Annotated in this window: 19 protein-coding genes; 14 read left to right on the plus strand and 5 right to left on the minus strand. The window is 40.0% G+C overall.

Annotated elements, in window-relative coordinates; genetic code table 11:
* Positions 1 to 142: 142 nt before the first annotated feature.
* The 8 genes from apt to adk all read left to right on the plus strand — a co-directional run bounded on the left by apt (position 143) and on the right by adk (position 9,879).
* Entirely contained in the window at positions 143 to 688 is a 546-nt protein-coding gene (apt, locus tag I6F53_RS07285) for an adenine phosphoribosyltransferase (RefSeq protein WP_007375861.1), read from the plus strand.
* A 3-nt stretch (positions 689 to 691) separates the two neighbouring features.
* Positions 692 to 3,211, plus strand: a complete 2,520-nt coding sequence (gene dnaX / locus I6F53_RS07290; protein ID WP_197239037.1) for a DNA polymerase III subunit gamma/tau — start codon at positions 692 to 694, stop codon at positions 3,209 to 3,211.
* Between the two features lie 60 nt (positions 3,212 to 3,271).
* Positions 3,272 to 3,598 (plus strand): YbaB/EbfC family nucleoid-associated protein, encoded by a 327-nt coding sequence (locus tag I6F53_RS07295; RefSeq protein WP_002962306.1) that lies wholly within the window; start codon positions 3,272 to 3,274, stop codon positions 3,596 to 3,598.
* A gap of 7 nt (positions 3,599 to 3,605) precedes the next feature.
* Positions 3,606 to 4,214, plus strand: coding sequence for a recombination mediator RecR (recR, locus tag I6F53_RS07300; RefSeq protein WP_008165968.1), 609 nt, complete (start codon positions 3,606 to 3,608; stop codon positions 4,212 to 4,214).
* Between the two features lie 140 nt (positions 4,215 to 4,354).
* Positions 4,355 to 6,256, plus strand: a complete 1,902-nt coding sequence (locus tag I6F53_RS07305) for an MFS transporter (RefSeq protein ID WP_197239038.1) — start codon at positions 4,355 to 4,357, stop codon at positions 6,254 to 6,256.
* Between the two features lie 4 nt (positions 6,257 to 6,260).
* Complete coding sequence (locus I6F53_RS07310) at positions 6,261 to 6,998, plus strand: RluA family pseudouridine synthase (RefSeq protein ID WP_197239039.1); 738 nt, start codon at positions 6,261 to 6,263, stop codon at positions 6,996 to 6,998.
* A 118-nt stretch (positions 6,999 to 7,116) separates the two neighbouring features.
* Positions 7,117 to 9,030 (plus strand): molecular chaperone HtpG, encoded by a 1,914-nt coding sequence (gene htpG, locus I6F53_RS07315; RefSeq protein ID WP_076924124.1) that lies wholly within the window; start codon positions 7,117 to 7,119, stop codon positions 9,028 to 9,030.
* 204 nt (positions 9,031 to 9,234) lie between these two features.
* Positions 9,235 to 9,879, plus strand: coding sequence for an adenylate kinase (adk, locus tag I6F53_RS07320; RefSeq protein ID WP_076924125.1), 645 nt, complete (start codon positions 9,235 to 9,237; stop codon positions 9,877 to 9,879).
* Between the two features lie 88 nt (positions 9,880 to 9,967).
* Here adk and tpx read toward each other — a convergent pair whose 3' ends face one another.
* Positions 9,968 to 10,549: a thiol peroxidase gene (gene tpx, locus I6F53_RS07325; protein WP_197239040.1), complete on the minus strand. Its 582-nt coding sequence runs from the start codon at positions 10,547 to 10,549 to the stop codon at positions 9,968 to 9,970.
* A 232-nt stretch (positions 10,550 to 10,781) separates the two neighbouring features.
* On the opposite strand from tpx, the gene I6F53_RS07330 reads away from it, so the two are divergent.
* Together I6F53_RS07330 and I6F53_RS07335 are read left to right on the plus strand one after the other, a co-directional pair.
* The gene (locus I6F53_RS07330) at positions 10,782 to 11,786 is read left to right on the plus strand and encodes a response regulator (RefSeq protein WP_010553397.1); all 1,005 of its coding nucleotides are present in this window, start codon (positions 10,782 to 10,784) and stop codon (positions 11,784 to 11,786) included.
* Between the two features lie 3 nt (positions 11,787 to 11,789).
* On the plus strand, positions 11,790 to 12,761 hold the full coding sequence (locus tag I6F53_RS07335) for a sensor domain-containing diguanylate cyclase (RefSeq protein WP_197239041.1): 972 nt from the start codon (positions 11,790 to 11,792) through the stop codon (positions 12,759 to 12,761).
* 115 nt (positions 12,762 to 12,876) lie between these two features.
* Here I6F53_RS07335 and I6F53_RS07340 read toward each other — a convergent pair whose 3' ends face one another.
* From I6F53_RS07340 to I6F53_RS07355, 4 genes are all read right to left on the minus strand, one after another.
* The gene (locus tag I6F53_RS07340) at positions 12,877 to 14,391 is read right to left on the minus strand and encodes a SpoVR family protein (protein WP_197239042.1); all 1,515 of its coding nucleotides are present in this window, start codon (positions 14,389 to 14,391) and stop codon (positions 12,877 to 12,879) included.
* A gap of 19 nt (positions 14,392 to 14,410) precedes the next feature.
* Positions 14,411 to 15,694 (minus strand): YeaH/YhbH family protein, encoded by a 1,284-nt coding sequence (locus tag I6F53_RS07345; RefSeq protein ID WP_197239043.1) that lies wholly within the window; start codon positions 15,692 to 15,694, stop codon positions 14,411 to 14,413.
* A gap of 31 nt (positions 15,695 to 15,725) precedes the next feature.
* On the minus strand, positions 15,726 to 17,648 hold the full coding sequence (locus I6F53_RS07350; RefSeq protein WP_197239044.1) for a PrkA family serine protein kinase: 1,923 nt from the start codon (positions 17,646 to 17,648) through the stop codon (positions 15,726 to 15,728).
* Positions 17,649 to 17,858: 210 nt separating this feature from the next.
* Positions 17,859 to 18,440 carry a superoxide dismutase gene (locus tag I6F53_RS07355; RefSeq protein WP_002960323.1) on the minus strand — a complete coding sequence of 194 codons (582 nt, stop codon included), beginning with the start codon at positions 18,438 to 18,440 and terminating at the stop codon, positions 17,859 to 17,861.
* A 266-nt stretch (positions 18,441 to 18,706) separates the two neighbouring features.
* Between I6F53_RS07355 and I6F53_RS07360 the strand changes: the two genes are divergently transcribed.
* The 4 genes from I6F53_RS07360 to I6F53_RS07375 all read left to right on the plus strand — a co-directional run bounded on the left by I6F53_RS07360 (position 18,707) and on the right by I6F53_RS07375 (position 26,094).
* Positions 18,707 to 19,045, plus strand: a complete 339-nt coding sequence (locus tag I6F53_RS07360) for a Grx4 family monothiol glutaredoxin (protein WP_004335359.1) — start codon at positions 18,707 to 18,709, stop codon at positions 19,043 to 19,045.
* A gap of 348 nt (positions 19,046 to 19,393) precedes the next feature.
* Positions 19,394 to 19,573 (plus strand): hypothetical protein, encoded by a 180-nt coding sequence (locus I6F53_RS07365; protein WP_166420673.1) that lies wholly within the window; start codon positions 19,394 to 19,396, stop codon positions 19,571 to 19,573.
* A 638-nt stretch (positions 19,574 to 20,211) separates the two neighbouring features.
* Positions 20,212 to 24,669 carry a glutamate synthase large subunit gene (gene gltB, locus I6F53_RS07370; RefSeq protein WP_197239045.1) on the plus strand — a complete coding sequence of 1,486 codons (4,458 nt, stop codon included), beginning with the start codon at positions 20,212 to 20,214 and terminating at the stop codon, positions 24,667 to 24,669.
* Between the two features lie 9 nt (positions 24,670 to 24,678).
* Positions 24,679 to 26,094 carry an FAD-dependent oxidoreductase gene (locus I6F53_RS07375; RefSeq protein WP_007584567.1) on the plus strand — a complete coding sequence of 472 codons (1,416 nt, stop codon included), beginning with the start codon at positions 24,679 to 24,681 and terminating at the stop codon, positions 26,092 to 26,094.
* The last annotated feature ends 19 nt before the right edge of the window (positions 26,095 to 26,113 follow it).

The raw sequence follows: 26,113 nt of genomic DNA on the forward strand, positions 1-26,113 counted from the left end.
ACTTCAGCCTTGAGTCTCTTTATTTTTAATTACACTCCCTTCACTTAATACTTCTTTTATAATAACGTCAAACTCGCAATTAAAGGTTAGTTAAGGTTATAATCACCTGCTTTGTAATATAAACAATTGAGCAGTTAAAATTATGACTCAAGTAACACCAGCAATTATCAAAAACAGCATAACTACAATTGCTGATTATCCAAAAGCGGGCATCATGTTTCGCGATGTAACCACTTTAATGGCAAATCCAGAAGCCTTTAAAGCAACTATTGACGCTTTTATCGCTGAATATAAAGATCAGGGTTTTACTAAAATAATTGGCACAGAATCACGTGGCTTTATTTTTGGAGCGCCATTGTCTTACGCGTTAGGCATTCCGTTTATTCCAGTACGTAAACCAGGTAAGTTACCACGCGAAGTTATTCGTCAAGACTACTTACTTGAGTACGGTGAAGACACGCTAGAACTGCATGTTGATGCAATTGTACCTGGCGATAAAGTACTATTAGTTGATGACTTATTAGCAACTGGCGGCACAATTGAAGCCACTGCTAAATTAGTTCATAAACTAGGTGGCGAAGCCACAGATGCTGCATTTGTTGTATCACTACCAGAACTTGGTGGCGAGCAGCGCATCAAAAAAATGGGTATTAAAATCCTAAAATTGGTTGAATTCGAAGGCGAGTAATCGATGAGTTATCAGGTTCTAGCGAGAAAATGGCGTCCTCAAACCTTTCATGAATTGGTTGGGCAGTCTCATGTTAAGCAAGCGCTTGTAAATGCGCTTACACAAAATAGACTGCATCACGCTTATTTATTCACTGGAACCCGCGGTGTAGGTAAAACGACCATTGCACGTATTTTTGCTAAAAGCTTAAATTGCGACGAAGGTATATCTGCGAATCCGTGTGGTCAATGTAGCAGCTGTTTAGATATAGAAGCAGGGCGCTACATTGATCTACTCGAAATAGATGCGGCTTCTCGTACCAAAGTAGAAGACACTCGCGAAATACTCGATAACGTTCAATATGCACCAACACGTGGACGTTATAAAGTATACCTAATCGATGAAGTTCACATGCTTTCTAAGCACAGCTTTAATGCGCTTTTAAAAACGCTTGAAGAGCCACCAGAGCATGTGAAATTTTTATTAGCGACGACCGATCCTCAAAAATTACCTGTTACTATTTTATCTCGCTGTTTGCAATTTAACTTAAATGCCTTGTCGCAAAGCGAAATTAAAACACAGCTTGAACACGTACTGACCCAAGAGCAGCTTAGCTTTGATACCGATGCGCTTAGTATTATTTCAAAAGCAGCTGATGGCAGTATGCGTGATGCGCTTAGCTTAACCGACCAAGCTATTGCGCAAACAAATGGTGATATTAATAATCAAGCAGTACAAACTATGCTTGGTTTAATGGACACCCATTACAGCCAAAGCTTGCTTGCAGCATTACTTGCTCAAGATGGCGCTGCGCTAATGGATGAAATTGCACAAGTGGCAAGCCGTAACCCTAATTATGTAGCGTTACTTGATGATTTAATTGCACTTACGCATTTGACTCAACTAACCCAGTTAGTGCCAGAGGCGGCGGGGCTTGATGAAAAAAATGTGGATTATATTGCTCATGTTGCACAGCATACGAGCCCACAGCAAATTCAAGTTTATTATCAGTTGCTGCTAAATGGTAAAAAAGATTTACAATGGGCACCAGAGCCTCGTTTAGGCTTTGAAATGATCATGCTAAGACTATTAGCATTTAAACCTACAGACGCTCAACAAGCTGTACCTATAGTTAATGAAGAGCCGGCTCAAAATAAGCAAGGCCGAGCAAGTGCACTGCGAGATATACTAAATAAAAATAAAACATCGCAAAATAGCTTATCAAGTGCTAGCCGTGAGCAGGTAACTAATGCCTTGCCGGTTAATAATACCAAGCAAACAAAGCCAGTTGAATCAGCGCCAACAATTGCCGCTCAGACATCGAATAATGGCGTCCTACAAAGTAATAATGAGCCAACCCAAGTTGCAGTAGAGCAACCGGTTCAACAAACAGAAAGCACTCCTGAACAACAGGCTTCAGCTAATGAGCAACAACTAGCTAATGTTGTTTCGGATGAGCAAGCCCAGCGTCAAAGTGAAGATGAAGCTTATATGCAACACAGCGATGCTGAACAAACGTTAGCCTCGCAGTTTGACGATATAATGAGCAGTGCTGTAGATCAGGGCTTTAACCCTGCAACTAATAAAAATTTAGAGCCTTCACCAGAGCTTGCAGCTAATCAAAATGTAAGTACACCAATTGCCGAGCAAGAAGCGCAAGCTCAATCGGCCATTGCTCGTATTTTACGTGACAGAAACATATCGGGTGCGGGTAGATTATCAAGTAAGAATACAAATACATCTGCAAGTAATGTTGCAGCACAGCCAAGCCAAGCGCCTGCTAAAAAGCCAGAACAGCATCCAAGAATGCCTAAAGCTGAAATTGTTGATCAGAGCAATAGTGCTGCAAACACAAGCGAGCCTAGTAGTACGTCAAGCACTGCATTTAGCGATGCCCCCCCTTGGGCTACTGGTAGTGCAGGTGAGAGTGAAAAAAAGCATGAGCTCCCAGTAACAGGGAGCCAAACTCAGGCAAATAGTCACGCTAATACAAAACCAGCTCGTAAGATTGATTTTAAAGAAAAGCACCAAACAATTACCGAAAATTTAGCGCCAGAATTACTTGAGCAAATTAATCCTCAAAAAGCGCCTGAAGTTGTGCCTGAAGAAGTAAGTATTCCTGCACCGGATGATTTTCAAAGTCCAATTAGTGAAATTAGATTTGCGCATCAACAAGATGAATGGGCGTATTTAATTAAACGTATGGGATTAGGCGGTCGTATGCGCCAATTTGCATTGCATTCAATATTTACCAAGCAAGGCAATAGTTTACATATAGACGTTGATGAATCACAAAAGCATTTAGATACCCCTATGCTTCGCCAGCGGTTAGATGCTGCGTTGTCGAGTATTTATGAGCATAACGTGTCATTAAGCATTAATTTTGCAAAAGGAGTCATTGACTCTCCTTATCTTATTCAGCAAAAAATTGATGCAGGTCGTCATCAACAAGCAATCGATGTGATCACATCTGATGAAAACATAGTACAATTTCAGCAAGTATTTAGCGCCGAAATTGATGAAAACAGTATTCAGGCATTGTAATTACTTACAATCGCCCTTATGTTCATGTTAATTAATGTATTAAAAGAAAGAGAGAAAGTTATGTTTAAAGGTGGAATGGGCAACATGATGAAGCAAGCGCAGCAAATGCAAGATCGCATGCAAAAAGCCCAAGACGAAATCGCAACTTTAGAAGTTGTTGGCGAAGCCGGTGCTGGTTTAGTTAAAGTAACTATGCTTGGTAACCACAACGTACGTCGTGTTCAGCTTGATGAGAGCTTAATGGAAGACGACAAAGACATGATTGAAGACCTACTTGCAGCAGCATGTAACGATGCTGTACGCCGTGTTGCAGAAGAAACACAAGAGCGTATGGGTAAAGTAACTGGCGGTATGCAATTACCACCAGGTATGAAAATGCCGTTTTAAGTAAATAATGCAACTTTCAGATAGTTTAAATCAGCTTATAGAAGCACTGCGCTGCCAACCGGGCATTGGTCCAAAGTCAGCGCAACGTATTGCTTTTCACTTGCTAGAGCGCGACCGTAAAGGGGGCACTCAGCTTGGCAATGCATTGACTAAAGCAATGACAGCCATAGGGCATTGTCAGTCTTGTCGCACCTTTTGCGAACAAGCTCAGTGCGATATTTGTTTAAGTACAAAACGCCAAGACAGCGGCATATTATGTGTTGTTGAATCGCCTACTGACGTGCTTGCCATCGAGCAAACCGGTCAGTATTTAGGGCTTTACTTTGTTTTAATGGGTCATTTATCGCCAATTGACGGTATTGGCCCTAAAGAAATTGGCTTAGACGTTTTAGAGCAAAAACTTGCTCAAGGCGGTATTAATGAGGTTATTTTAGCGACTAACCCTACCGTGGAAGGCGACACTACTGCTCATTATATTGCTCAGCTTTGTCATAAATATAAAGTAGGTGCTTCGCGTATTGCTCATGGTATTCCTGTGGGAGGCGAGCTTGATTTAGTAGATGGTAGAACGCTTATGCATGCTTTTAGCGGCAGGCGTCTAGTTACACAAGACTAACTCTAAGTCACTATTTGAAAACAAATTGTGAAAGCCTACATGATTAAATTATGTAGGCTTTTTTGTTTTTAAGGTAAGCTTAGAGGTGGCCTGTTATGTTTTACTCTTGTAGGCTATCTATCTAATTAGTAAGGAACACAATGAAAGATAATCAATCCTATCAAGGTGCATTACTGGCCAGTAAGCGTTTTTTACCGCTGTTTATTACGCAGTTTTTCTCAGCAATAAACGATAACGTGTATAAGCAATCAGTGCTTATTTTATTGATATTTCAGGCTGCAACGCTTGCTGATGGCGCACTTTATTCAAATATTGCTGCTGGGTTATTTATTCTGCCTTTCTTTTTATTTTCAGGGATAGCGGGGCAGTTAGCTGAAAAAACAGAAAAATCCAAACTAATCAGAATCGTAAAGCTATGTGAAATCCCTATTATGGTTGTAGGGGCTGTCTCGATTTTAACGCAGTATGTTTGGCTGATGTTAGCCACCGTATTTTTAATGGGCGTACAAAGTACGTTTTTTGGTCCATTAAAATACTCTATTTTACCGCAGCACGTAGCCCCTAACGAATTAACAAAAGCGAACGGCTTGGTTGAATCAGGCACGTTTGTAGCAATTCTAATGGGTACAATTTTTGGTACCTATTATATTACTGAATCAGTTGGCCCTACAGTTATAAGTATCGCAGTATTAGTACTGGCCGTTATGGGCTATGTGAGTAGTCGCTTTATACCCATTAGTGAGGCAAACGAGCCTAATTTAAAATTTACTTATAATATATTTTCATCCACAAAAAACGTATTTTCGGCACTCAACTCACAAACAGAGTCGGTTGGTAAATCAGTCCTCGGGATCAGTTGGTTTTGGTTAATTGGTGCAATCGTTTTAACGTCACTACCAAATTATGTAAAACACACAATGGGGGGCGATGAGCTTGTAGTAACGAGTGCGCTTGTTGTGTTTTCACTGAGCATTGCCATTGGATCGTTATTGTGTGAGAAGCTTTCTCGCTCTCGTATAGAATTAGGGATTGTGCCCTTTGGCGCTATTCTAATTACCTTGTTTTTATACTTACTGAGCCAAGAGTCCGCTATTAGCGCATATATGCCTCAAAATCCTAAATTATTAACGCTTGAGCAGGTATTAAAAACAGGCGACATGTTGTGGCATTTTGTATGGATGGCAGGCATTGGTATTGGATCTGGCTTTTACACTGTACCGCTGTATGCGCTTATTCTACAACGAACTGAAGAATCGAGTCGTTCACGTGTTATAGCCGCTAACAATGTTTTAAATGCGTTGTTTATGGTGGGCAGTGCTATTTTGAGCATTGTAACACTGTCTGTTTTTCAGTGGAGTATTTCAGAGCTGCTACTGTTACTTGCTGGGCTAAACTTGCTTATCTCTGTTTATATTTATACCAAGGTACCTGAGTTCTTTTTACGGTTTGTTATTTATATTTTGGCTATTTGTATGTACCGAGTGCGTACAAAAGGTGAAAGTAATATTCCCAGCGAAGGCGCTGCGGTTGTAGTGTGTAATCACGTAAGTTTTGTTGATTGGATGTTTATTTTAGCGGCGTCTCCAAGGCCTATCCGATTTATGGTATTTGCCCCTATTTATTACTCGCCAGCCCTACATTGGTTATTTAAAATGGCTAAAGCGATTCCAATTGATAGTGAAAAAACCAACCCAGAGGCATTTAAAAAAGCCTTTGACGATGTTGCTGCTGCGCTTGATAAAGGCGATCTTGTTGGTATTTTCCCAGAAGGAAAACTAACGAGTGATGGAACCGTGGATATTTTTCGCCGTGGAATAGAGCGTATTATTGAGCGCTCACCTGTGCCGGTTATACCTGTGCATTTAGGAGGCTTGTGGGGAAGTATGTTTAGCCGTAAAGCTAAGTGGCAACTACCGAGATTTAAATGGTCTTTAGTGTCGGTTGCAATAGGTACCCAGATTGCCGCTGACAAAGTAGTAGCAGACGATTTACGTGAGCAAGTATTGGCTTTAAAAGCGCTTCATTCAAAAGATATTGACTAATTTAATGATTAACTCAATGGCTAACTCAACATCGCAAACACCTTCAGAACCACACATTATTATTGATGACTTTGTAGCGCCTAAATGCGATGGGTTTATTGAAATATTATATCAAGATGATGATATTTTATTGATTAATAAGCCCAGTGGGTTATTGAGTTTGTCGGGTAAAAACCCACTTAATTGGGACTCAGTACATTACCGTTTAGTACATGGTCAAAAAGAGTTAACAGCCGCATTTGCTGAGGCAAAGTTACCGCATCGATTAGATTTGGGTACATCGGGCATTATGATTGTCGGGTTAAACGCGATTGCGTCAAAGCACCTTAATAAACAGTTTCAGGCACGTACAATTCAAAAGCGTTATGTAGCGATGCTAGAAGGGAGCTTGGCTTGTAATGAAGGGCAAATTACTGCACCAATAGCGAAAGACAAACTGCTTTTTCCGCGAGTTAAAATTTGCCAAACGACGGGCAAAGCTGCAGTGACTGAATACAAGGTGCTTGAACGGCTACATAGCCCAAGCAGAACCTTAGTGCAATTTACACCTACTACCGGGCGAACTCATCAATTAAGAATACACAGCCAGTTTATAGGCCATCCTATTTTAGGCTGTGATTTATATAAAAGTGCGCAAAGTGAACACATGGCAGGGCGCTTACAATTGCATGCCAGTGATTTATATTTTGAGCACCCAGCAACGGGTGCTCAAATACATATTAATTGCCCACATCCATTTTAGATAAGCGAGATACTCTGTTTTTTCGTTTCACCTTTTTTTAATTTTTCCCTTGAAGTTCTAACACCTCACCCCATATTAAGTGCATAACGCAGACACTTTGCAAATTGGAGATATATAAATGACTGCAGCACAAAAAGAAACATTAGGCTTTCAAACAGAAGTAAAACAATTATTAAACTTAATGATTCATTCTCTTTATTCTAATAAAGAAATATTTTTACGCGAGCTTGTGTCAAATGCCTCAGACGCCGCAGACAAGTTACGCTTTTTAGCGCTATCTCAAGGCGACCTTTACCAAGGTGATGCCGATTTACGTGTTCGTATTAGCGCAGATAAAGAAGCTAACACCATTACTATTTCTGATAATGGTATTGGTATGACACGCGATGAAGTAATAAGCTCATTGGGTACTATTGCAAAATCGGGTACTGCTGAGTTTTTCAAAAACTTAACAGGTGATCAAAGTAAAGATTCACAGCTAATTGGTCAATTCGGTGTTGGTTTTTACTCAGCATTTATTGTTGCCGATTTAGTGACTGTTCGTACACGTAAAGCGGGTGAAACAACAGCTTACGAATGGGAATCTCAAGGTGAAGGCGAATACACGCTTCAAGAAATTGAAAAAGAAGGCCGTGGTACCGACATCATTCTACATCTTCGTGATGAAGAAAAAGAATTTGCTGACGATTACCGCCTGCGTGGCATTGTTACTAAATACTCAGACCATATTTCTACACCAGTACAAATGTTTAAAGCAGAAGTTCCAGAGTCTGAAGGCGAAGACGGCGAAAAAATCCCAGCAGTACCAGGTGAGTGGGAAAGCATTAACCGTGCAACTGCACTGTGGACGCGTGATAAGTCAGAGCTTTCTGATGAAGAATACAAAGAATTTTACAAGCACGTAAGCCACGACTGGGAAGATCCACTTAGCTGGGCGCACAATAAAGTTGAAGGCAAAACTGAATACACCAGCCTTTTATACATCCCTAAAAAAGCACCTTTCGATTTATGGAACCGTGAACGCCAAAGTGGCTTAAAACTTTACGTACAACGTGTATTTGTAATGGATGATGCTGAGCAGTTTATGCCAAGCTACCTTCGCTTTGTAAAAGGTTTACTAGATTCAAACGATTTACCGTTAAACGTATCTCGTGAAATTCTACAAGACAACAAAGTAACGCAAGCTATTCGTAAAGGGTGTACATCGCGCATTATTAAAATGCTTGAGCGTATGGCTAAAAACAAAGCTGACGATTACCAAGTGTTTTGGAATGAGTTTGGCCAAGTAATGAAAGAAGGCCCAGCTGAAGATGCAGCAAATAAAGAAGCTGTGTGTAAACTACTGCGCTTTTCGTCTACTCATACTGATTCAGAGACGCAAGATGTGTCGCTTGAGCAATATGTTGAGCGCATGAACGAAGGTCAAGATAAGATTTACTATGTAGTAGCTGATACATTTACTTCTGCGAAAAACTCACCGCATTTAGAGATTTTCCGCAAAAAAGGAATTGAAGTACTGCTACTAAGTGACCGTGTTGATGAGTGGATGATGAGCCACTTAACTGAATTTGCTGATAAGCAACTACAGTCAATCACGCGTGGTGATTTAGACTTAGGCAAGCTTGACGACGAAGAAACTAAAAAAGCACAAGAAGAGTCTGAAAAAGAAATGGCTGGCCTTGTTGAGCGTATTAAAACAGCACTAGGTGAAGACGTTAAAGAAGTACGCTTTACGCATCGCTTAACAGACTCTCCAGCATGTGTTGTAAGCGACGACAATGACATGAGCTCACAAATGCAAAAGTTAATGGAGTCTGTTGGTCAAGCAGCGCCAGAAGCTAAACCTGTATTTGAGCTAAACCCAGAGCACCAACTTGTAAAGCACTTAAACGATGAACAAGATGAAGATAAGTTTTCACAGTGGTCACATGTTTTACTAGACCAAGCTTTACTTGCAGAGCGCGGTACACTTAAAGATCCAACAGGATTTGTGACACGCTTAAACAAGCTTATGCTTGAACTAAGCAAATAGTCAGTTAGCTACTTAACTTAGTCCTGAATTTGGACAAGAAAGTATAAATTATATACTTTAAATAAAAGGGAACGTGCGTTCCCTTTTTTAATGCGCTGTAAATACACCTGCGACTCATCAATTAGTATAAGTTGCTTGAGTATCGGCGGCGCTTGTGGAAGAATTCAGGCTTTAAAATAATTATCCATACTAGGGGACAATAATATGCGCATTATTCTTTTGGGCGCGCCGGGTGCAGGTAAAGGTACTCAAGCTCAGTTTTTAATGGACAAATACGGTATTCCACAAATTTCTACTGGCGATATGTTACGTGCAGCAATTAAAGAAGGCACGCCACTAGGCCTGGAAGCAAAAAAAGTAATGGATGCTGGTCAACTAATTTCTGATGATATTATTATTGGTTTAGTAAAAGAGCGTATTACTAAAGCGGATTGTGAAAAAGGCTTTTTACTTGATGGCTTCCCACGCACAATTCCTCAAGCTGATGCAATGAAAGAAAATGGCGTAGTGGTTGATCACGTTATTGAATTTGATGTTGCTGACGAAGTGATTGTTGAGCGTATGGGCGGACGTCGTGTTCATCCTGGTTCTGGTCGTGTTTACCACGTTGTGTATAATCCACCAAAAGTGGAAGGTAAAGATAACGAAACTGGCGAGGACTTAATTGTTCGCGCAGATGACACTGAAGAAACAGTACGTAAACGCTTAGGCATTTACCACGAGCAAACTATGCCATTAGTTGATTACTACCAAGCAGAAGCTGCTGCTGGTAATACTCAATACCACAAACTAGATGGGACACAAGCTGTTGAAGCTGTTAGTTCACAACTTGGTGAGCTTTTAGGTTAATTATAAAAGCACATTAAAAAACCGCCAATTGGCGGTTTTTTGTTTTAAGGCTGTTTAGCATTGTTTAATCAGTGCTATTTAATCGGCTTTACAACGTTTTAAGTTTCTCAATTACGCTGTTGTATTCTGGTTCAGTTGAAAGGCTACTAACTAATTGTTTATAAATGACGTTATGGCTTTCATCTAAAATAAATACAGTTCGCGTTAATAAGCCCATATCTTTAATAATCAATCCGTATTTTTGGCCAAAATCGCGCCAAACAGAATCTGATAACGTAGTGATTTTATCGATATTTTCGGCTTTGCAAAAACGCTTTTGAGCAAAAGGTAAATCTGCACTAATTGTTAGCATTACAACACTTGGAAATTGTGAGGCTACTTTTTCGTTAAAGTGTTTTGTTTGCAGGCTACAAATACCGGTATCAAGGCTCGGTACTACACTTATCAATACAGCTTGGCCTTTATAATCCTCAAGTGTTACCGGGATGAAGTTATCATCAACAACTTTGAAATTTGGCGCGCTATCTCCAACAGAGATCCCTTTGCCTAATAAAGTGACTGGTTTGCCTTGTGCGGATACTTTTCCTACATCAAGCGTATTTTCTGGATAGTCTGCTGCAATAGCCACAGAGCAAAATGCACTCAAAGCAAAGGCAAGTGAACGTAACATAAGGTATTTCCTTTTAAATTAACGCAATGGGCGTCAGTGTATTATACTGCGCTATGGTAACCAAGTGATTAAACCTGCTAATAGAGTAGGTATTAGCTCTGCGATATAAAAATTGTAACTGGGCTAAACTTTGATTAACATGGAGTTACAAAAGATATCTTTGATAATAAAAATAAAAACCTTTATACAATGATTTTAATGCTCATGACGGGTTTAGAAATAGAGAGATAATATGTCAACATCAGTATTAATATGTGATGACTCGAAATTAGCTAGGCGTCAGTTAGCTCGTTCATTACCTGAAGATTGGGACATTAAAGTTGAATTTGCACTTGACGGCGTTGACTGCATAAAGCAAATAAAATTAATTGAACCAGAGATACTTTTTCTCGATTTAAACATGCCAGAAATGGATGGCTATGAAGTATTAATAGCTATGAAAGAACAAGGGCTTAATATACTCACTGTTGTTGTCTCTGGTGATATACAACCAAGTGCACACCAAAGAGTGCTTGAGCTGGGTGCTATCGATTTTATTCAAAAACCATGTTCCCCCGAAAAACTAGCCAGCATAATTGAACACCATGGAATTAAAGACAAAGCCATGCGTGAACGTCTCTCTCATTCATTAGGAGAACAAGTTGACCCTGATGTACGTGACATATACCAAGAGCTCACTAACGTTGCTATGGGCCAAGCAGGGGATTTACTTGCGCGCTTGCTTAATGTATTTGTAAAGCTTCCAATTCCGAATGTAAATATTTTAGAAGTTAACGAACTCGATATGGCGCTACGCTCTATTGATAATAACGCTGCTACATCTGGGGTGTGCCAAGGCTTTATTGGCGGTGGTATTTCTGGTGAAGCACTATTACTTTTAAATGATTCAAGCTTTAAAGAAATAGCCTCATTGATGAATTATGATGGCGAGTTAAACGACAAGGTTGAACTTGAGCTGCTAATGGATATTAGTAATATTTTGATAGGCGCTATTTTAACAGGCCTTTCAAAACAGCTCGATATGTCATTTAGCCAAGGGCACCCGATTGTACTTGGTCAGCACAGAGACGTGTCTGAGTTAGTTAAATCGAATAAATCACGTTGGCAGCGCACGCTTGCTATAGAGATTAGTTACGGTATTGAAAACCATGATATAAATTGCGACCTCATGCTGTTATTTACTGAAGATTCACTTAAAACTTTGAAGTACAAAGTTGCTTACCTATTAGAAGATTAAGTTATGGCTGCTGATTTAGAAATGACTGAGATCCATTGGTTAATGGATATGTTTAATACCGTAGATGTAGGCCTTGTTGTACTAAATAGAGACTATAAAGTGTGTGTATGGAATGGCTTTATGGAAAACCATTCTGGGCTTTTACCAAGCGCAGTAAAAGATAAAGACCTATTTGACTTATTTCCAGCAATAGACGAAAAATGGTTTAGAAGTAAATCTGAGTCGGTTTTTGTTTTAAAAAATCGATCATTTACTATTTGGGAGCAACAGCCTTATATTTTCAGGTTTAAAAATTATCGACCGATTACCGGTAAAGCTGATTACATGTATCAAAATGCGACGTTTATACCGCTTACAAATACGATGGGTGAAGTGAGCCATATTTGTATTATTTTGTACGATGTAACTGATGTCGCGGTAAATAAAAAAGAGCTTGAAGAGTTAAACAAAAAATTAGAACAAGTTAGTCAAACAGATAGTTTAACGCAGCTTGCAAATCGTGGGCACTGGGAAGGTACGCTACGCCAAGAGTTTTTAAGAGTTAAGCGAAGTGGTGGCTGTAGTACATTATTAATGTTTGATATTGATCACTTTAAAAAAATTAATGATGAATACGGGCATAGTTGCGGCGATGAAGCGCTCCGTCATCTATCAAACTTATTACGTACTACACTGCGTGAAACAGATATAGCTGGCCGTTACGGTGGTGAAGAGTTTGTAGTAACTTTACTTGATACTGATAAAGAGGGGGCGACTATATTTGCTGAACGTTTAAGAGTACATATAGAGTCAAATCCAGTTAAGTATAAACACTTTGAAATAAAAATGACGGTGAGCATTGGCTTTGCTGGCAATAGTAATGAGTTTAAAAATCATGAGCGTTGGATAGAAGCTGCCGATAAAGCGTTATATCACTCAAAAAATACAGGCCGAAATAAAGTGACGGCCTATGAAGATATAAAAAATGACGCTTAAGCGTCATTTTTTATATCTAGAATTTAAGATTAAATAATACTGTGTTTGTATATTCTGCTGAGCCAATCCAATAAGTATGAAAACCAATCAATATGAAAAGCTTTATTGCCCCTTACTATTGTGTTGTATGGCGAGAGTCATCGACTGGGCATTGACCAATTATAGAGGCTTCACCAGAACTTGACTCCTGTTCTAGTTTTACTTTAAAGCCCCATAGCCTATAAAGATGCTTGAGTACTTCTTCGTGCGAGTTTGCTAGAGGAATATTGTTATGAGGCACATAGCGTAGGGTTAGCGAACGGTCACCTCTAATATCAACATCATACACTTGAATATTAGGCTCATGATTACTCAAGTTGTACTGCGCTGAGAGTGCTTCTCTCACTGCTTTATAGCCGTTGTCGTTATGTATTGCACCTATTTCTAAATGCGGGTTGTTAGCATGGTCAATAATCGTAAATAATTTAAAATCACGAATTAATTTAGGCGATAAAAACTGGCTAATAAAGCTCTCATCTTTAAAGTTTTCCATTGCAAAATGCAGGGTATCTAGCCAATTACTGCCTGCATACTCAGGGAACCACTTTTTATCTTCCTCCGTTGGATACTCACACATTCTGCGAATATCAACCATCATATTAAAGCCTAACGCGTATGGGTTAATACCTGAATAATACTTACTGTTATAAGGGGGCTGATAAACTACGTTGGTATGGCTTTGTAAAAACTCTAACATGAAAGAGTCGGTCACTTTTCCCTCGTCATATAAATGATTAAGAATGGTGTAGTGCCAAAATGTTGCCCAACCTTCGTTCATTACTTGAGTTTGTTTTTGCGGATAAAAGTATTGCGAAATTTTACGAACAATACGTATCACTTCACGTTGCCAAGAATCGAGTAATGGGGCATTTTTTTCAATAAAATATAAAATATTTTCTTGAGGTTCAGAAGGAAAGTGGCGTACTTTCTTTTTGGTTTCTTGCTGTTGCTCAGGAATAGTTCGCCATAATTCGTTTACTTGCGATTGAAGGTAGTCTTCGCGCTCTTGTTGGCGTTTTTGCTCTTCAAATAGCGATATTTGTTGTGGACGTTTGTAGCGATCGACCCCGTAATTCATTAATCCATGACATGAGTCGAGTAGAGCTTCTACTTGGGTAATACTGTGCTTTTCTTCGCAGCGGCTTATGTAGTTTTTAGCAAATACCAAGTAATCAATGATTGAACCTGCATCTGTCCACGTTTTAAATAAGTAATTACCTTTAAAAAAAGAGTTATGCCCGTAACATGCGTGCGCCATTACAAGCGCTTGCATAGGTAGGGTGTTTTCTTCCATTAAGTACGCAATACAAGGGTCTGAATTTATCACTATTTCGTAAGCGAGACCCATTTGCCCGCGTTTATAATTTTGCTCGGTTTGAATGAATTTTTTACCGTAAGACCAATGACTGTAGCCAATAGGCATACCAACGCTTGAATAAGCATCCATCATTTGCTCTGCGGTTATCACTTCAATTTGATTAGGGTATGTGTCTAACCTATAGTGAGCTGCAACACGGGCAATTTCACTTTGGTACTCATCTAATAAATCAAAGGTCCAATCTGGGCCATCACTCATTCGTTTATCATTCATAATGCTACCTCGCTTTAGGCTATGCAGGGTTTTGCTGTTGACGACCTTTTTTAAATAGCTCCCTAAAAATTGGGTAAATATCTTCAACGCTTTGAATATGCTGTATGACGAAATTATTATGACTGTGTGTTATAGATTCATATTCGCGCCATAGGCTTTGATGAGCACGAGTGGTTATTTCAATATAAGCAAAATAACGTACTGCGCTTAAAAGGTTATTACGTAAAATTTCACCACACTGCGGGGTGTCGTCCGCCCAGTTATCGCCATCAGAGGCTTGTGTGGCGTATACATTCCACTCGTTTGCGTGATAACGCTCTTTTATTATTTCGTTCATTAATTTAAGAGCGCTCGAAACAATGGTGCCGCCAGTTTCTTGGGAATAAAAAAACTCTTGCTCGTCTACTTCTTTTGCTTGTGTGTGGTGGCGAATATAAACAACGTCTATGTCTTTATAGCTGCGTGTTAAAAATTGATAGAGCAAAATATAAAAGCGCTTTGCCATGTCTTTTGTTGGCTGATCCATTGAACCTGACACATCCATAATACAAAACATTACCGCTTTGCTGGTGGGGTGAGGGCGCTTTTCGTAATTACGAAAACGTAAATCGTAGTTATCAATAAACGGGACCGATTTAATTTGTAGTTTTAATGCTGCAATTTCTTTTTGTAATAAAGCAATTGCCGCTTTATCGCTATGTGGTTCACTAAGTAATAGAGCAAGTTGTTCTTCGAGCTCTTTTAAACGGCGTTTTTTACCTGCACTCATGGCAACACGCCGTGCAAGCGAGCCTTGTAATGAGCGAACAATATCAATATTGCTTGGCATGCCGTCGCTACAAAATCCGGCGCGGTGGGTTTTCATTTGCACTAACTTATCAAGTTGGTTTTCTTGTAAGTTAGGAAGTTCTAAATCTTCAAACAGTAAATCAAGGTATTCATCTTTTGATATTGAAAATACAAATTCGTCTTGTCCCTCGCCCGAATCGCTGGCGTCACCTTCACCGGCACCACCGCCTTGTCCGCCTTTAGGGCGCTCAATTTTATCACCGGTAGAAAACTGATCGTTACCAGGGTGAATTTGTTCCCTATTACCACCTTGCCCTTGATGAAATGTAGGTTCGCTGATATCGCGTTGTGGAATAGAAATACTCTCACCAGAGCTTGAGTCGGTAACGCTGCGTTTGTTTATCGCATCTGAAACCGCTTCTTTAATTTGCTTTTTATAGCGCCTAATAAAGCGCTGGCGATTAAGCGTACTTTTATTTTTTCCGTTTAAACGCCTATCTATAAAATGCGCCATATTGACCTCCTATATACTACGACTATGAAGGTTATTGCGATTTTCTAACCCGTAAATACCACTCAGAAAGCAAGCGAACTTGTTTTTGTGTATAGCCTTTTTCGACCATACGGTTCACAAAGTCTTCGTGTTTTTGCTGATCCTCAGCTGATGTTTTAGTATTAAACGAAATAACGGGAAGTAAATCTTCGGTATTAGAGAACATTTTTTTCTCAATTACCGTGCGTAGTTTTTCGTAGCTTGTCCATAGTGGGTTTTTACCGTTGTTATGCGCACGGGCACGCAATACAAAGTTCACTATTTCATTACGGAAATCTTTAGGGTTAGAAATGCCTGCTGGCTTTTCTATTTTTTCAAGTTCGGCATTAAGTGCCTCGCGGTCAAATAGTTGTCCGGTATCGGGGTCGCGATATTCTTGGTCTTGTATCCAAAAGTCTGCATAAATAACATAACGGTCAAAAATGTTTTGTCCGTATTCTGAATACGATTCTAAATAAGCAGTTTGTAACTCTTTACCTATAAACTCTACATATTGCGGAATTAAATAGCCTTTTAAAAAGCTTAAGTAGCGCTCTTCAACTTCGCTACTAAATTGTTCGCGCTCTATCTGTTGCTCAAGCACATAGAACAAATGCACCGGATTTGCAGCAACCTCAGTGGTATCAAAGTTAAACACACGAGATAAAATTTTAAACGCAAAGCGAGTAGAGAGCCCCGTCATGCCTTCATCAACACCTGCGTAATCACGGTACTCTTGATACGATTTTGCTTTAGGGTCGGTGTCTTTTAGAGTTTCGCCATCGTATACCCGCATTTTTGAATAGATACTTGAATTTTCTGGCTCTTTTAAACGTGATAGCGTCGTAAATTGCGCCAATGTTTTAAGTGTACCCGGTGCGCATGGCGCGTTGTATAGCTCGCTGTGCTCAAGTAATTTGTCGTAAATTTTAATTTCTTCAGTCACACGTAAGCAGTAAGGTACTTTTACAATATAAACACGGTCTAAAAATGCTTCGTTGTTTTTATTGTTTTTAAAAGTTTGCCACTCAGATTCATTAGAGTGAGCGAGGATCATGCCATTAAAGGGCAGAGCACTAATGCCTTCTGTGCCGTTGTAATTACCCTCTTGGGTTGCAGTAAGTAAAGGATGCAGCACTTTAATAGGTGCTTTAAACATTTCTACAAACTCCATCAGCCCTTGGTTAGCTAAACATAAAGAGCCCGAGTAGGCGTATGCATCAGGATCGTTTTGAGCAAAGTGCTCAAGCTGGCGAATATCTACTTTACCCACTAGCGCCGAAATATCTTGGTTGTTTTCATCTCCTGGTTCGGTTTTGGCAATGCCTATTTGGTTTAAAATTGAGGGGTAGCGCTTAACCACTCTAAACTGGCTAATATCACCATTGAATTCTTTTAAGCGTTTGCCAGCCCAAGGGGACATAATGGTTTTTAAGTAGCGCGGTTTAATACCGTATTCTTGCTTAAGTACCTCGGCGTCCTCTATTGGGTCAAATAATGCAAGAGGATGGTCGTTTACCGGAGAGCCTTTAATTGAATAAATAGGCACTTGTTGCATTAAATATTTTAGTTTTTCAGCAATGGATGATTTACCCCCACCAACAGGTCCAAGTAAATAAAGCACTTGTTTGCATTCTTCAAGCCCTTGGGCGGCGTGTTTTAAATAAGAGACTATTTGCTCAATGGCGTCTTCCATACCATAAAAATCAGCAAAGGCAGGGTAGCGCGCAACTACTCTATTAGAAAATAACCGGCTTAGTCGTGCATCCGTTGCGGTATCTACCATGTGTGGTTCGCCAATTGCCATGAGTAGGCGTTCTGGTGCGCTGGCGTAGGCAGACTTATCGGTTTTACAAATTTCAAGAAATTCAGCGATACTGTATTCTTCTTCCTGTGCCGCTTCGTATCGTGCTTGGTAATGCTCAAAAATCGTCATAATAACCTCCGAAACCCGCTGTAAAAAGGTGCTTACCTTTTAAAGTCTAGTCACGAATCTGTATTTTTGTGCAATAAAATTAAAAATTTAAGTGAAAAAAGATCATGTTACTAAAAGTGTTTTATTAAATTATGAGGCGCTTGGGTGTGATAAACAAAAAACAAAAAAAGACGCCTAAGCGTCTTTTTTACATTAGCGTTTAAAGGCTAATTAAGCGAAGTTAGCGTTCGCGAATTCCCAGTTAACAAGCGACCAAAAACCTTTAAGGTAATCTGGACGAACGTTACGGTAATCAATGTAGTAAGCGTGTTCCCATAAATCCACTGTAAGGATTGGAGTAACGCCATCATCAGTTAATGGTGTAGCAGCGTTAGATGTATTAACGATGTCTAGTGAACCATCAGCAAGCTTAACTAACCACGTCCAGCTTGAACCAAAGTTATTTACTGCTTTATCATTTAATGCATCTTTAAACGCATCAAAAGAACCCCATTTAGCGTTGATTGCATCAGCAACTGCGCCAGTAGGCTCGCCGCCGCCGTTTGGAGATAAGCTGTTCCAGTAAAAAGTATGGTTCCAGATTTGTGCTGCGTTGTTAAATACGCCGCCTTCTGATGAACATACGATCTCTTCTAGAGATTTGTTTTCAAACTCAGTACCAGGGATTAAACCATTAAGCTTAACCACGTAAGTGTTGTGGTGTTTGCCATGGTGAAACTCTAGTGTTTCTTTTGAAATATGTGGCTCAAGTGCGTCGATTGCATATGGTAGTGACGGTAGTTCAAATGCCATTTTTTTATCTCCATCTTCTTTGGTTGATAGTCCATTTGGTAATACGTAATGCCTGTTGGAACAGAGCGCTTACCTATACCAAGCGGTAATATAGTGTTACTATAATTGTTGAGTATTTTACTCAAGTTTAAGCAAACAGCAATGCTATTGCGAAAGACTATTTCAATTGCGGCTTTATTTGCCCATTTTAAGTTATATATTTATGGTCACGATGAGTTATTTTCAAGACCTAAATATATTTAGCTATCGTTACTTTGAGGTTGTAGATGGAAACCATTGATAAAATTAAACAGCAAATTTCAGAAAACCCAATAATTCTTTTCATGAAAGGGTCACCAAAATTACCAAATTGTGGTTTTTCTTCGCAAGCATCACAAGCGCTAATGTCATGTGGTGAACCATTTGCATACGTTGATATTTTACTTAATCCAGACATTCGTGCTGAACTTCCAGCATATGCAAATTGGCCAACTTTCCCACAATTATGGGTAGATGGCGAGTTAGTTGGTGGTTGTGACATTATTATAGAAATGTTTCAACGCGGTGAGTTACAGCCGTTAATTACCGAAACTGCTGCTAAATATAAAGAAGCTGACGCAGAGTAATTTATTACTCAACCTGAACTCAGGTTATTAAGCTCTTTAAACACAAAGCCATTTTTTAAGTGGCTTTGTTGTTTTTAATCGTTGAAAATCTATGAGTAGGGAAGACTCGCCTGCACGTTTAACCCCACCTCTTTTTGTTATGTAAACTAATGTGCTATTAATGTTTTCCTGCAACTTATACCAACTCCAATAAATAGCTGATCTATTTTACTTGCTAAAACAACCCATTTCTTTGTTGTCAATTTCGTAAAGGGAACAACCATTTACATCAATTTACGCCTAGAACTGAATTGTTTTTTCGGCGTAAAATTCAGATCACATACTTAATGGAATTGGTATTATTTATAAATGGCCATTCCCGAATTACTCCTTGTACTTTTTGTTGAATACAAAGGCACTAAAGCATTCCATTACTTGCTCGCTGATTTTTTTACTGTTGTCGTTTTCATTTATGACAAACGCTTGCGTTACACATTCGACCTAAATGTGTATTTCACTGGTATTGGAATCGACTTGTATGCATTTTAAACAAGTCAATAAGTAGATGCTCTAGCTGAATTTAATCTGCTTGTAATCCAATATGTGAATTTTTTATTTCTTAGCCTCACTACCAATGATCTATTAACTAATTTACTAACTCCGGACTCTGTAATAGGGCAAGTGCATCTGTGGTTCTTACTTTCTAGATCTTTAATTTATGTCTACATCGAACACTGCTTTAAATAAAAATTCACTATTAACGTACAAAAAATGACATGAACTTTCATAACTATACTAATGAGCAGCAATAATCGGGGATGTTAAGCCATTAAAGTAATGAAATAGCATAAAACTATCTAAATGTTAACTGAATAGCCCTCCAGTGCTGAATACTTATTCACTTTTGCCACCTTTACGTTTACGTAAGCTGTAACGCTGGGGCTCGTATTTTTTACAATATGTTAAACTTGACACCAGTGTCATGAAAAAATAGTGGTTAAAATAACGCTAAATGTTAAAAATAATGATAAAAAGAAATCTTGCTATGAAGTGAGAAATATTCAAGAATGTGAATATGTATTCAAAATGCTATTGACTCTATTTAAGATAGAGGCTAGTTTTGTCCGTCTGTTAGCAAATCGTCGAGCAGTTCATCCACGCTAACAGTGCAGCAAGGGGAGGGGTCTATGTTATACGACTCAAAGTTAGAAAAAGAAAATTGTGGCTTTGGCTTAATAGCCCAAGTTAATGGTCAAGCTAGTCATAGGCTTATTCGTACTGCTATTACGGGGCTTGATCGCATGCAGCACCGTGGTGGTATATCTGCCGATGGTAAAACAGGCGATGGCTGTGGTTTGTTATTACAAAAACCAGATAGCTTTTTCCGTGCTATTGCTAGTGAACATAACTGGCACTTAGGAAAAAACTATGCAGTGGGTATGATATTTTTAAATTCAGACCCTGTTTTAGCGCAGGCTGCAAAAAAAATACTTAGCGAAGAATTAGAAAAAGAAACGTTAAATATTTTAGGTTGGCGCGTTGTGCCAACCGACCCATCAATGCTCGGTCCTATTGCTGTACAGCAATTACCAGGTTTTGAACAAATTTTTGTTAGCGCGCCAGAAGGTTGGCGTTCTAAAGACTTAGAGCGCCGCTTATATGTAGCACGCCGCCGCGCTGAAAAGCGCATTGTTGATGACGAAGCTTTCTATATCGCAAGTCTATCTGGTTTGGTAACTATCTATAAAGGCTTAATGATGCCTGCGGATTTACCTAATTTTTACTTAGATTTAGCTGATATTCGTATGACGAGTGCGATTTGTGTTTTCCATCAGCGCTTTTCTACTAATACTCAGCCGCGTTGGCCTTTAGCTCAACCTTTCCGCTATTTAGCACACAATGGTGAAATTAATACTATTGAAGGTAACCGCCAGTGGGCACGCGCACGTTCATATAAGTTTGCGTCACCGCTTATTCCTGATTTACAAAGCGCAGCGCCGTTTGTAAACGAAACCGGCTCTGATTCATCAAGCCTAGATAATATGCTTGAGCTATTTTTAGCTGGTGGCATGGATTTATTCCGCGCTATGCGTATGCTCGTACCACCTGCATGGCAGAAAAACCGTGCAATGGACGACGATTTACGTGCATTTTACGACTTTAACTCTATGCATATGGAACCATGGGATGGCCCGGCAGGTATTGTAATGTCGGATGGTCGTTTTGCGGCTTGTAACCTTGACCGTAATGGACTTCGCCCAGCGCGTTATGTAATTACGCAAGATGGTTTTATTACGCTTGCATCAGAAGTAGGTATTTGGGATTACACTGCCGATGAAGTGGTTGAAAAAGGCCGTGTTGGTCCAGGTGAATTATTAGTAATTGATACTAAGCTTGGCAAAATTTGGCACTCAGATGAAATTGATCAAGATTTAAAATCTCGCCACCCTTATAAGTCATGGCTTGAAGAAAACGTTAAACGCCTTACTCCGTTTGAAGAACTTACTGAGCAAGATGCGGGTAATCGTTCGTTCGATGACGAAACACTGGCTAAATACCAAAAAATGTTTGGTTATACCAACGAAGAGCTTGATAGCGTTATTCGTGTAATGGGTGAAAACGGCCAAGAAGCAACAGGATCAATGGGTGATGACACGCCATTTGCAGTGCTTAGTGAAGGGCATCGTTCGCTTTATGATTACTTCCGCCAAAAATTTGCACAAGTAACAAATCCACCTATCGATCCACTGCGTGAAAACCATGTAATGTCGCTTGCTACATGTATTGGTAGTGAACAAAACGTATTTAACGAAACTACAGGCCATGCTAAGCGCCTACAGTTTGATACGCCAATTTTAATGTACGCAGACATGCAGCAGCTATTAAATGCTGATGAAGCGCATTACAGCTACTGTAAAATTGATATTACCTACACAGTTGAAGAAGGTTTAGAAAACGCGGTCACGCGTATTTGTGACCAAGCACAAGAAAAAGCAGCCGCTGGCTGTATTATGCTTATTTTAACTGACCGTAACTTTGATGAAGTAAATTTACCAATTCCAGCAGCTATGGCTGTAGGTGCGGTACAAAAACGTTTAGTTGATAACAACCTTCGTTGTGAATCAAACATTATCATTGAAACCGGTAGCGTACGTGATGCGCATCAGTTTGCTGTGTTATTAGGTTTTGGTGCTACAGCAATTTATCCATACCTTGCGTATGAATCGTTAGTTGCGATGAGCGACAGCAAAATTATTAATAAGTCGTATTGCGAAGTAACTCTTGCTTACCGTAAAGCCATTAACAAGGGCTTATACAAAATCATGTCTAAAATGGGCATAAGTACGGTTGCATCATATCGCTGCTCAATGTTGTTTGAAGCGGTTGGTTTATCTGACGCTATTGTACAAATGTGCTTTAAAGGTGTGGCAAGTCGCATACAGGGCGCATGCTTTACCGACTTTGATGACGATCAGCAAAGCTTACACAAACTCGCTCTAAGTAAGCGTAAATTATTAAGCCACGGCGGCTTGTTTAAGTACGTACATGGCGGCGAGTATCATGCTTATAATCCAGATGTAATCCAAACCCTGCAAAAAGCAGTTCGTTCTGGTGAATACAGTGATTACAGTGAATATGCAAAACTTGTTAATACGCGTCCTATTGCCACTTTACGTGACATGCTTGCGCTTAAAATTCCAGAGCAAGGCATTAGCATCGATGATGTAGAGCCTGCAGAAAACCTATACAAGCGTTTCGATTCAGCGGCAATGAGTATTGGTGCACTATCTCCAGAAGCGCATGAGGCGCTAGCAATCGCAATGAACCGCTTAGGGGGTTGTTCAAACTCAGGTGAAGGCGGCGAAGACAAACTACGTTATGGTACCGAGAAAAACTCGCGTATTAAGCAAGTCGCTTCAGGTCGATTTGGCGTAACGCCTCATTACTTACGTAGCGCCGATGTTATCCAAATTAAAGTAGCGCAAGGTGCAAAACCAGGCGAAGGCGGTCAATTACCGGGTGAAAAAGTAACCCCATATATTGCTAAGCTTCGTTATTCGGTACCAGGTGTTACGTTAATTTCGCCACCACCACATCACGATATTTACTCAATTGAAGATTTAGCACAGCTAATTTTCGATTTAAAACAAGTAAACCCTAAAGCACTTATTTCTGTAAAACTGGTTTCAGAACCAGGCGTAGGAACCATTGCGACAGGTGTTGCTAAAGCGTATGCCGATTTAATCACTATTTCTGGCTACGACGGTGGTACAGGCGCAAGCCCACTTACTTCTGTTAAGTATGCAGGTAGCCCGTGGGAGCTAGGACTTGCCGAAACACAGCAAGCTCTTGTTGAAAATGGCCTTCGTCACCGTATTCGCCTACAAACAGACGGTGGTTTAAAAACAGGTTTAGATATTATTAAAGCAGCCATTTTAGGTGCGGAAAGCTTTGGCTTTGGTACTGGCCCAATGGTTGCGCTTGGTTGTAAATACCTTCGTATTTGTCATTTAAATAACTGTGCGACCGGTGTTGCAACACAAGACGAAACACTTCGTCAAAAGCATTACCATGGCTTACCAGAAATGGCGATGAACTACTTTAAGTTTATAGCGCAAGAAGCACGTGAAATCATGGCAAGCTTGGGTGTTGTAAACTTAACTGATTTAATCGGTCGTTTAGATTTGCTTGAAGCAATTGAAGGCAAAACAGCAAAACAGAAGAAAATTGATTTATCGTCTGTTATTGCTCAACCAAATAATCCAACAGGTGAAACTCTTTATTGTAGTGCGCCTAATAGCTCGCATTACTTAGGTGAGTTAAACGAAAGTTTATTAGCGAAAGCACAAGAAGCAATTGATGCTTCAAGCGGTATTTCGCTAGTGAGCCGAATTTGTAATACCGATCGCTCGGTTGGTGCAATGCTTTCTGGCTATATTGCTGATAAGCATGGCAACCAAGGTATGGCGGCTGACCCTGTAGCAATTGAACTACACGGTACTGCGGGTCAATCATTTGGTGTGTGGAATGCCGGCGGCCTTGAAATGACACTGGTTGGCGATGCAAACGATTACGTAGGTAAAGGCATGGCGGGTGGCAAGTTAGTTATTCGTCCACCACTTGGCTCGTCGTTCGAAAGTCACAAAGCCACAATTGCAGGCAACACATGTTTATACGGTGCAACAGGCGGCAAACTGTTTGCTGCAGGTTGTGCAGGCGAGCGCTTTGCAGTTCGGAACTCAGGTGTGCAAGCGGTTGTTGAAGGTGTAGGTGATAACGGTTGTGAATACATGACGGGCGGCGTTGTATGTGTACTTGGTAATGTAGGTGTTAACTTTGGTGCGGGTATGACCGGTGGTTTTGCTTATATTTTAGATGAGCGAAATGATTTTGAAAAACGCATTAATCCAGAGCTAGTAGAAATAGTAACGCTGGATGAATTAACATCGCATCAAGAGCATTTACGCGGTTTAATTGCTGAGCATTTAGAGCTTACTGGCTCATGCCGTGCAGAAAGTATTTTAGCTAACTTTGAATTGTACTTACCTATGTTCAAATTAGTAAAACCAATATCAAGCGACGTAAAAAGTTTACTCGGGCATCGCGCTCGCAGTAGTGCCGAACTACGTGTTCAGGCGCAATAAGGGGGCAGTATGAGCGAAAATGTATATCAATTTATAGACGTGCAGCGTGTAGACCCACGCAAAAAACCAATCTCGTCACGTAAAAAATCTTTCGTAGAAATTTACGAACCCTTTTCAGAAAATCAGGTTAACTCACAAGCTGACCGTTGTTTAGATTGTGGTAACCCATACTGTGAGTGGAAATGTCCAGTACATAACTACATCCCACAATGGTTAAAGTTAATACGCACGGGGCGTATTATAGAGGCGGCTGAGCTTTCTCATCGTACAAATAGCTTACCAGAGGTTTGTGGGCGTGTTTGCCCACAAGACCGCTTGTGTGAAGGCTCGTGTACGCTCGATGAAGAGTTTGGTGCTGTTACAATTGGTAATATTGAAAAATACATTACTGATGAGGCATTTAAAATGGGCTGGAAGCCTGATATGTCTTATGTAACATGGACTGACAAAAAAGTAGCCATTATTGGTGCAGGCCCTGCAGGTCTAGGGTGTGCTGATATTTTGGTGCGTAACGGAGTTAAACCAGTAGTGTTTGATCGTCACCCTGAAATAGGTGGACTACTCACATTTGGTATTCCTTCTTTTAAACTTGAAAAATCAGTAATGCAAAAGCGCCGTGAAATTTTCACTGAAATGGGCGTAGAATTTAAGTTAAATGTTGAAGTAGGTGTTGATATTACACTTGATCAAATTTTAGCTGATTACGACGCAGTGTTTTTAGGGGTTGGTACGTATCAGAGTATGCGTGCAGGCCTTGAAAACGAAGATGCGGCGGGTGTTCACGATGCATTGCCGTTTTTAATTGGTAACACGAATCGTGTAATGGGCTACGACGAGACAAAACAACCGTGTATTGATATGGCTAATCAAAAAGTAGTTGTACTTGGCGGTGGTGATACAGCGATGGACTGTGTGCGTACGTCTATTCGACAAAATGCTGCTAAAGTAACGTGTGCTTATCGTCGTGATAAAGAAAATATGCCAGGCTCTAAACGTGAAGTTAAAAACGCGAAAGAAGAAGGCGTGATATTTACGTATAACGTTCAGCCTAAAGGCATTGTACTGAACGATAAAGGTAAAGTGACCGGCGTTAAAATGGTTAAAACTAAGCTAGGCGAACCTGACGCAAAAGGTCGTAGTCGAGCGGAAGAAGTACCTGGTTCTGAGCATGTTATTGAAGCTGATCAAGTTATTATGGCGTTTGGTTTCCAGCCTCATAAAATGGACTGGTTAGAAAAATATGATGTTGAGATAAACAACTGGGGCGGCATAAACGCACCAGAGCAAGGTGAGTTTACACATCAAACAACTAATCCTAAAATATTTGCTGGTGGCGATATAGTACGAGGTTCAGATTTAGTAGTAACTGCTATTTTTGAAGGACGTAATGCTGCAGAAGGCATTATGGATTACTTAAAAGTTTAATTGTTTATTTTGTATAAAC

It is taken from the genome of Pseudoalteromonas sp. SWN29, from assembly GCF_015864465.1.
Taxonomy (GTDB): domain Bacteria; phylum Pseudomonadota; class Gammaproteobacteria; order Enterobacterales; family Alteromonadaceae; genus Pseudoalteromonas.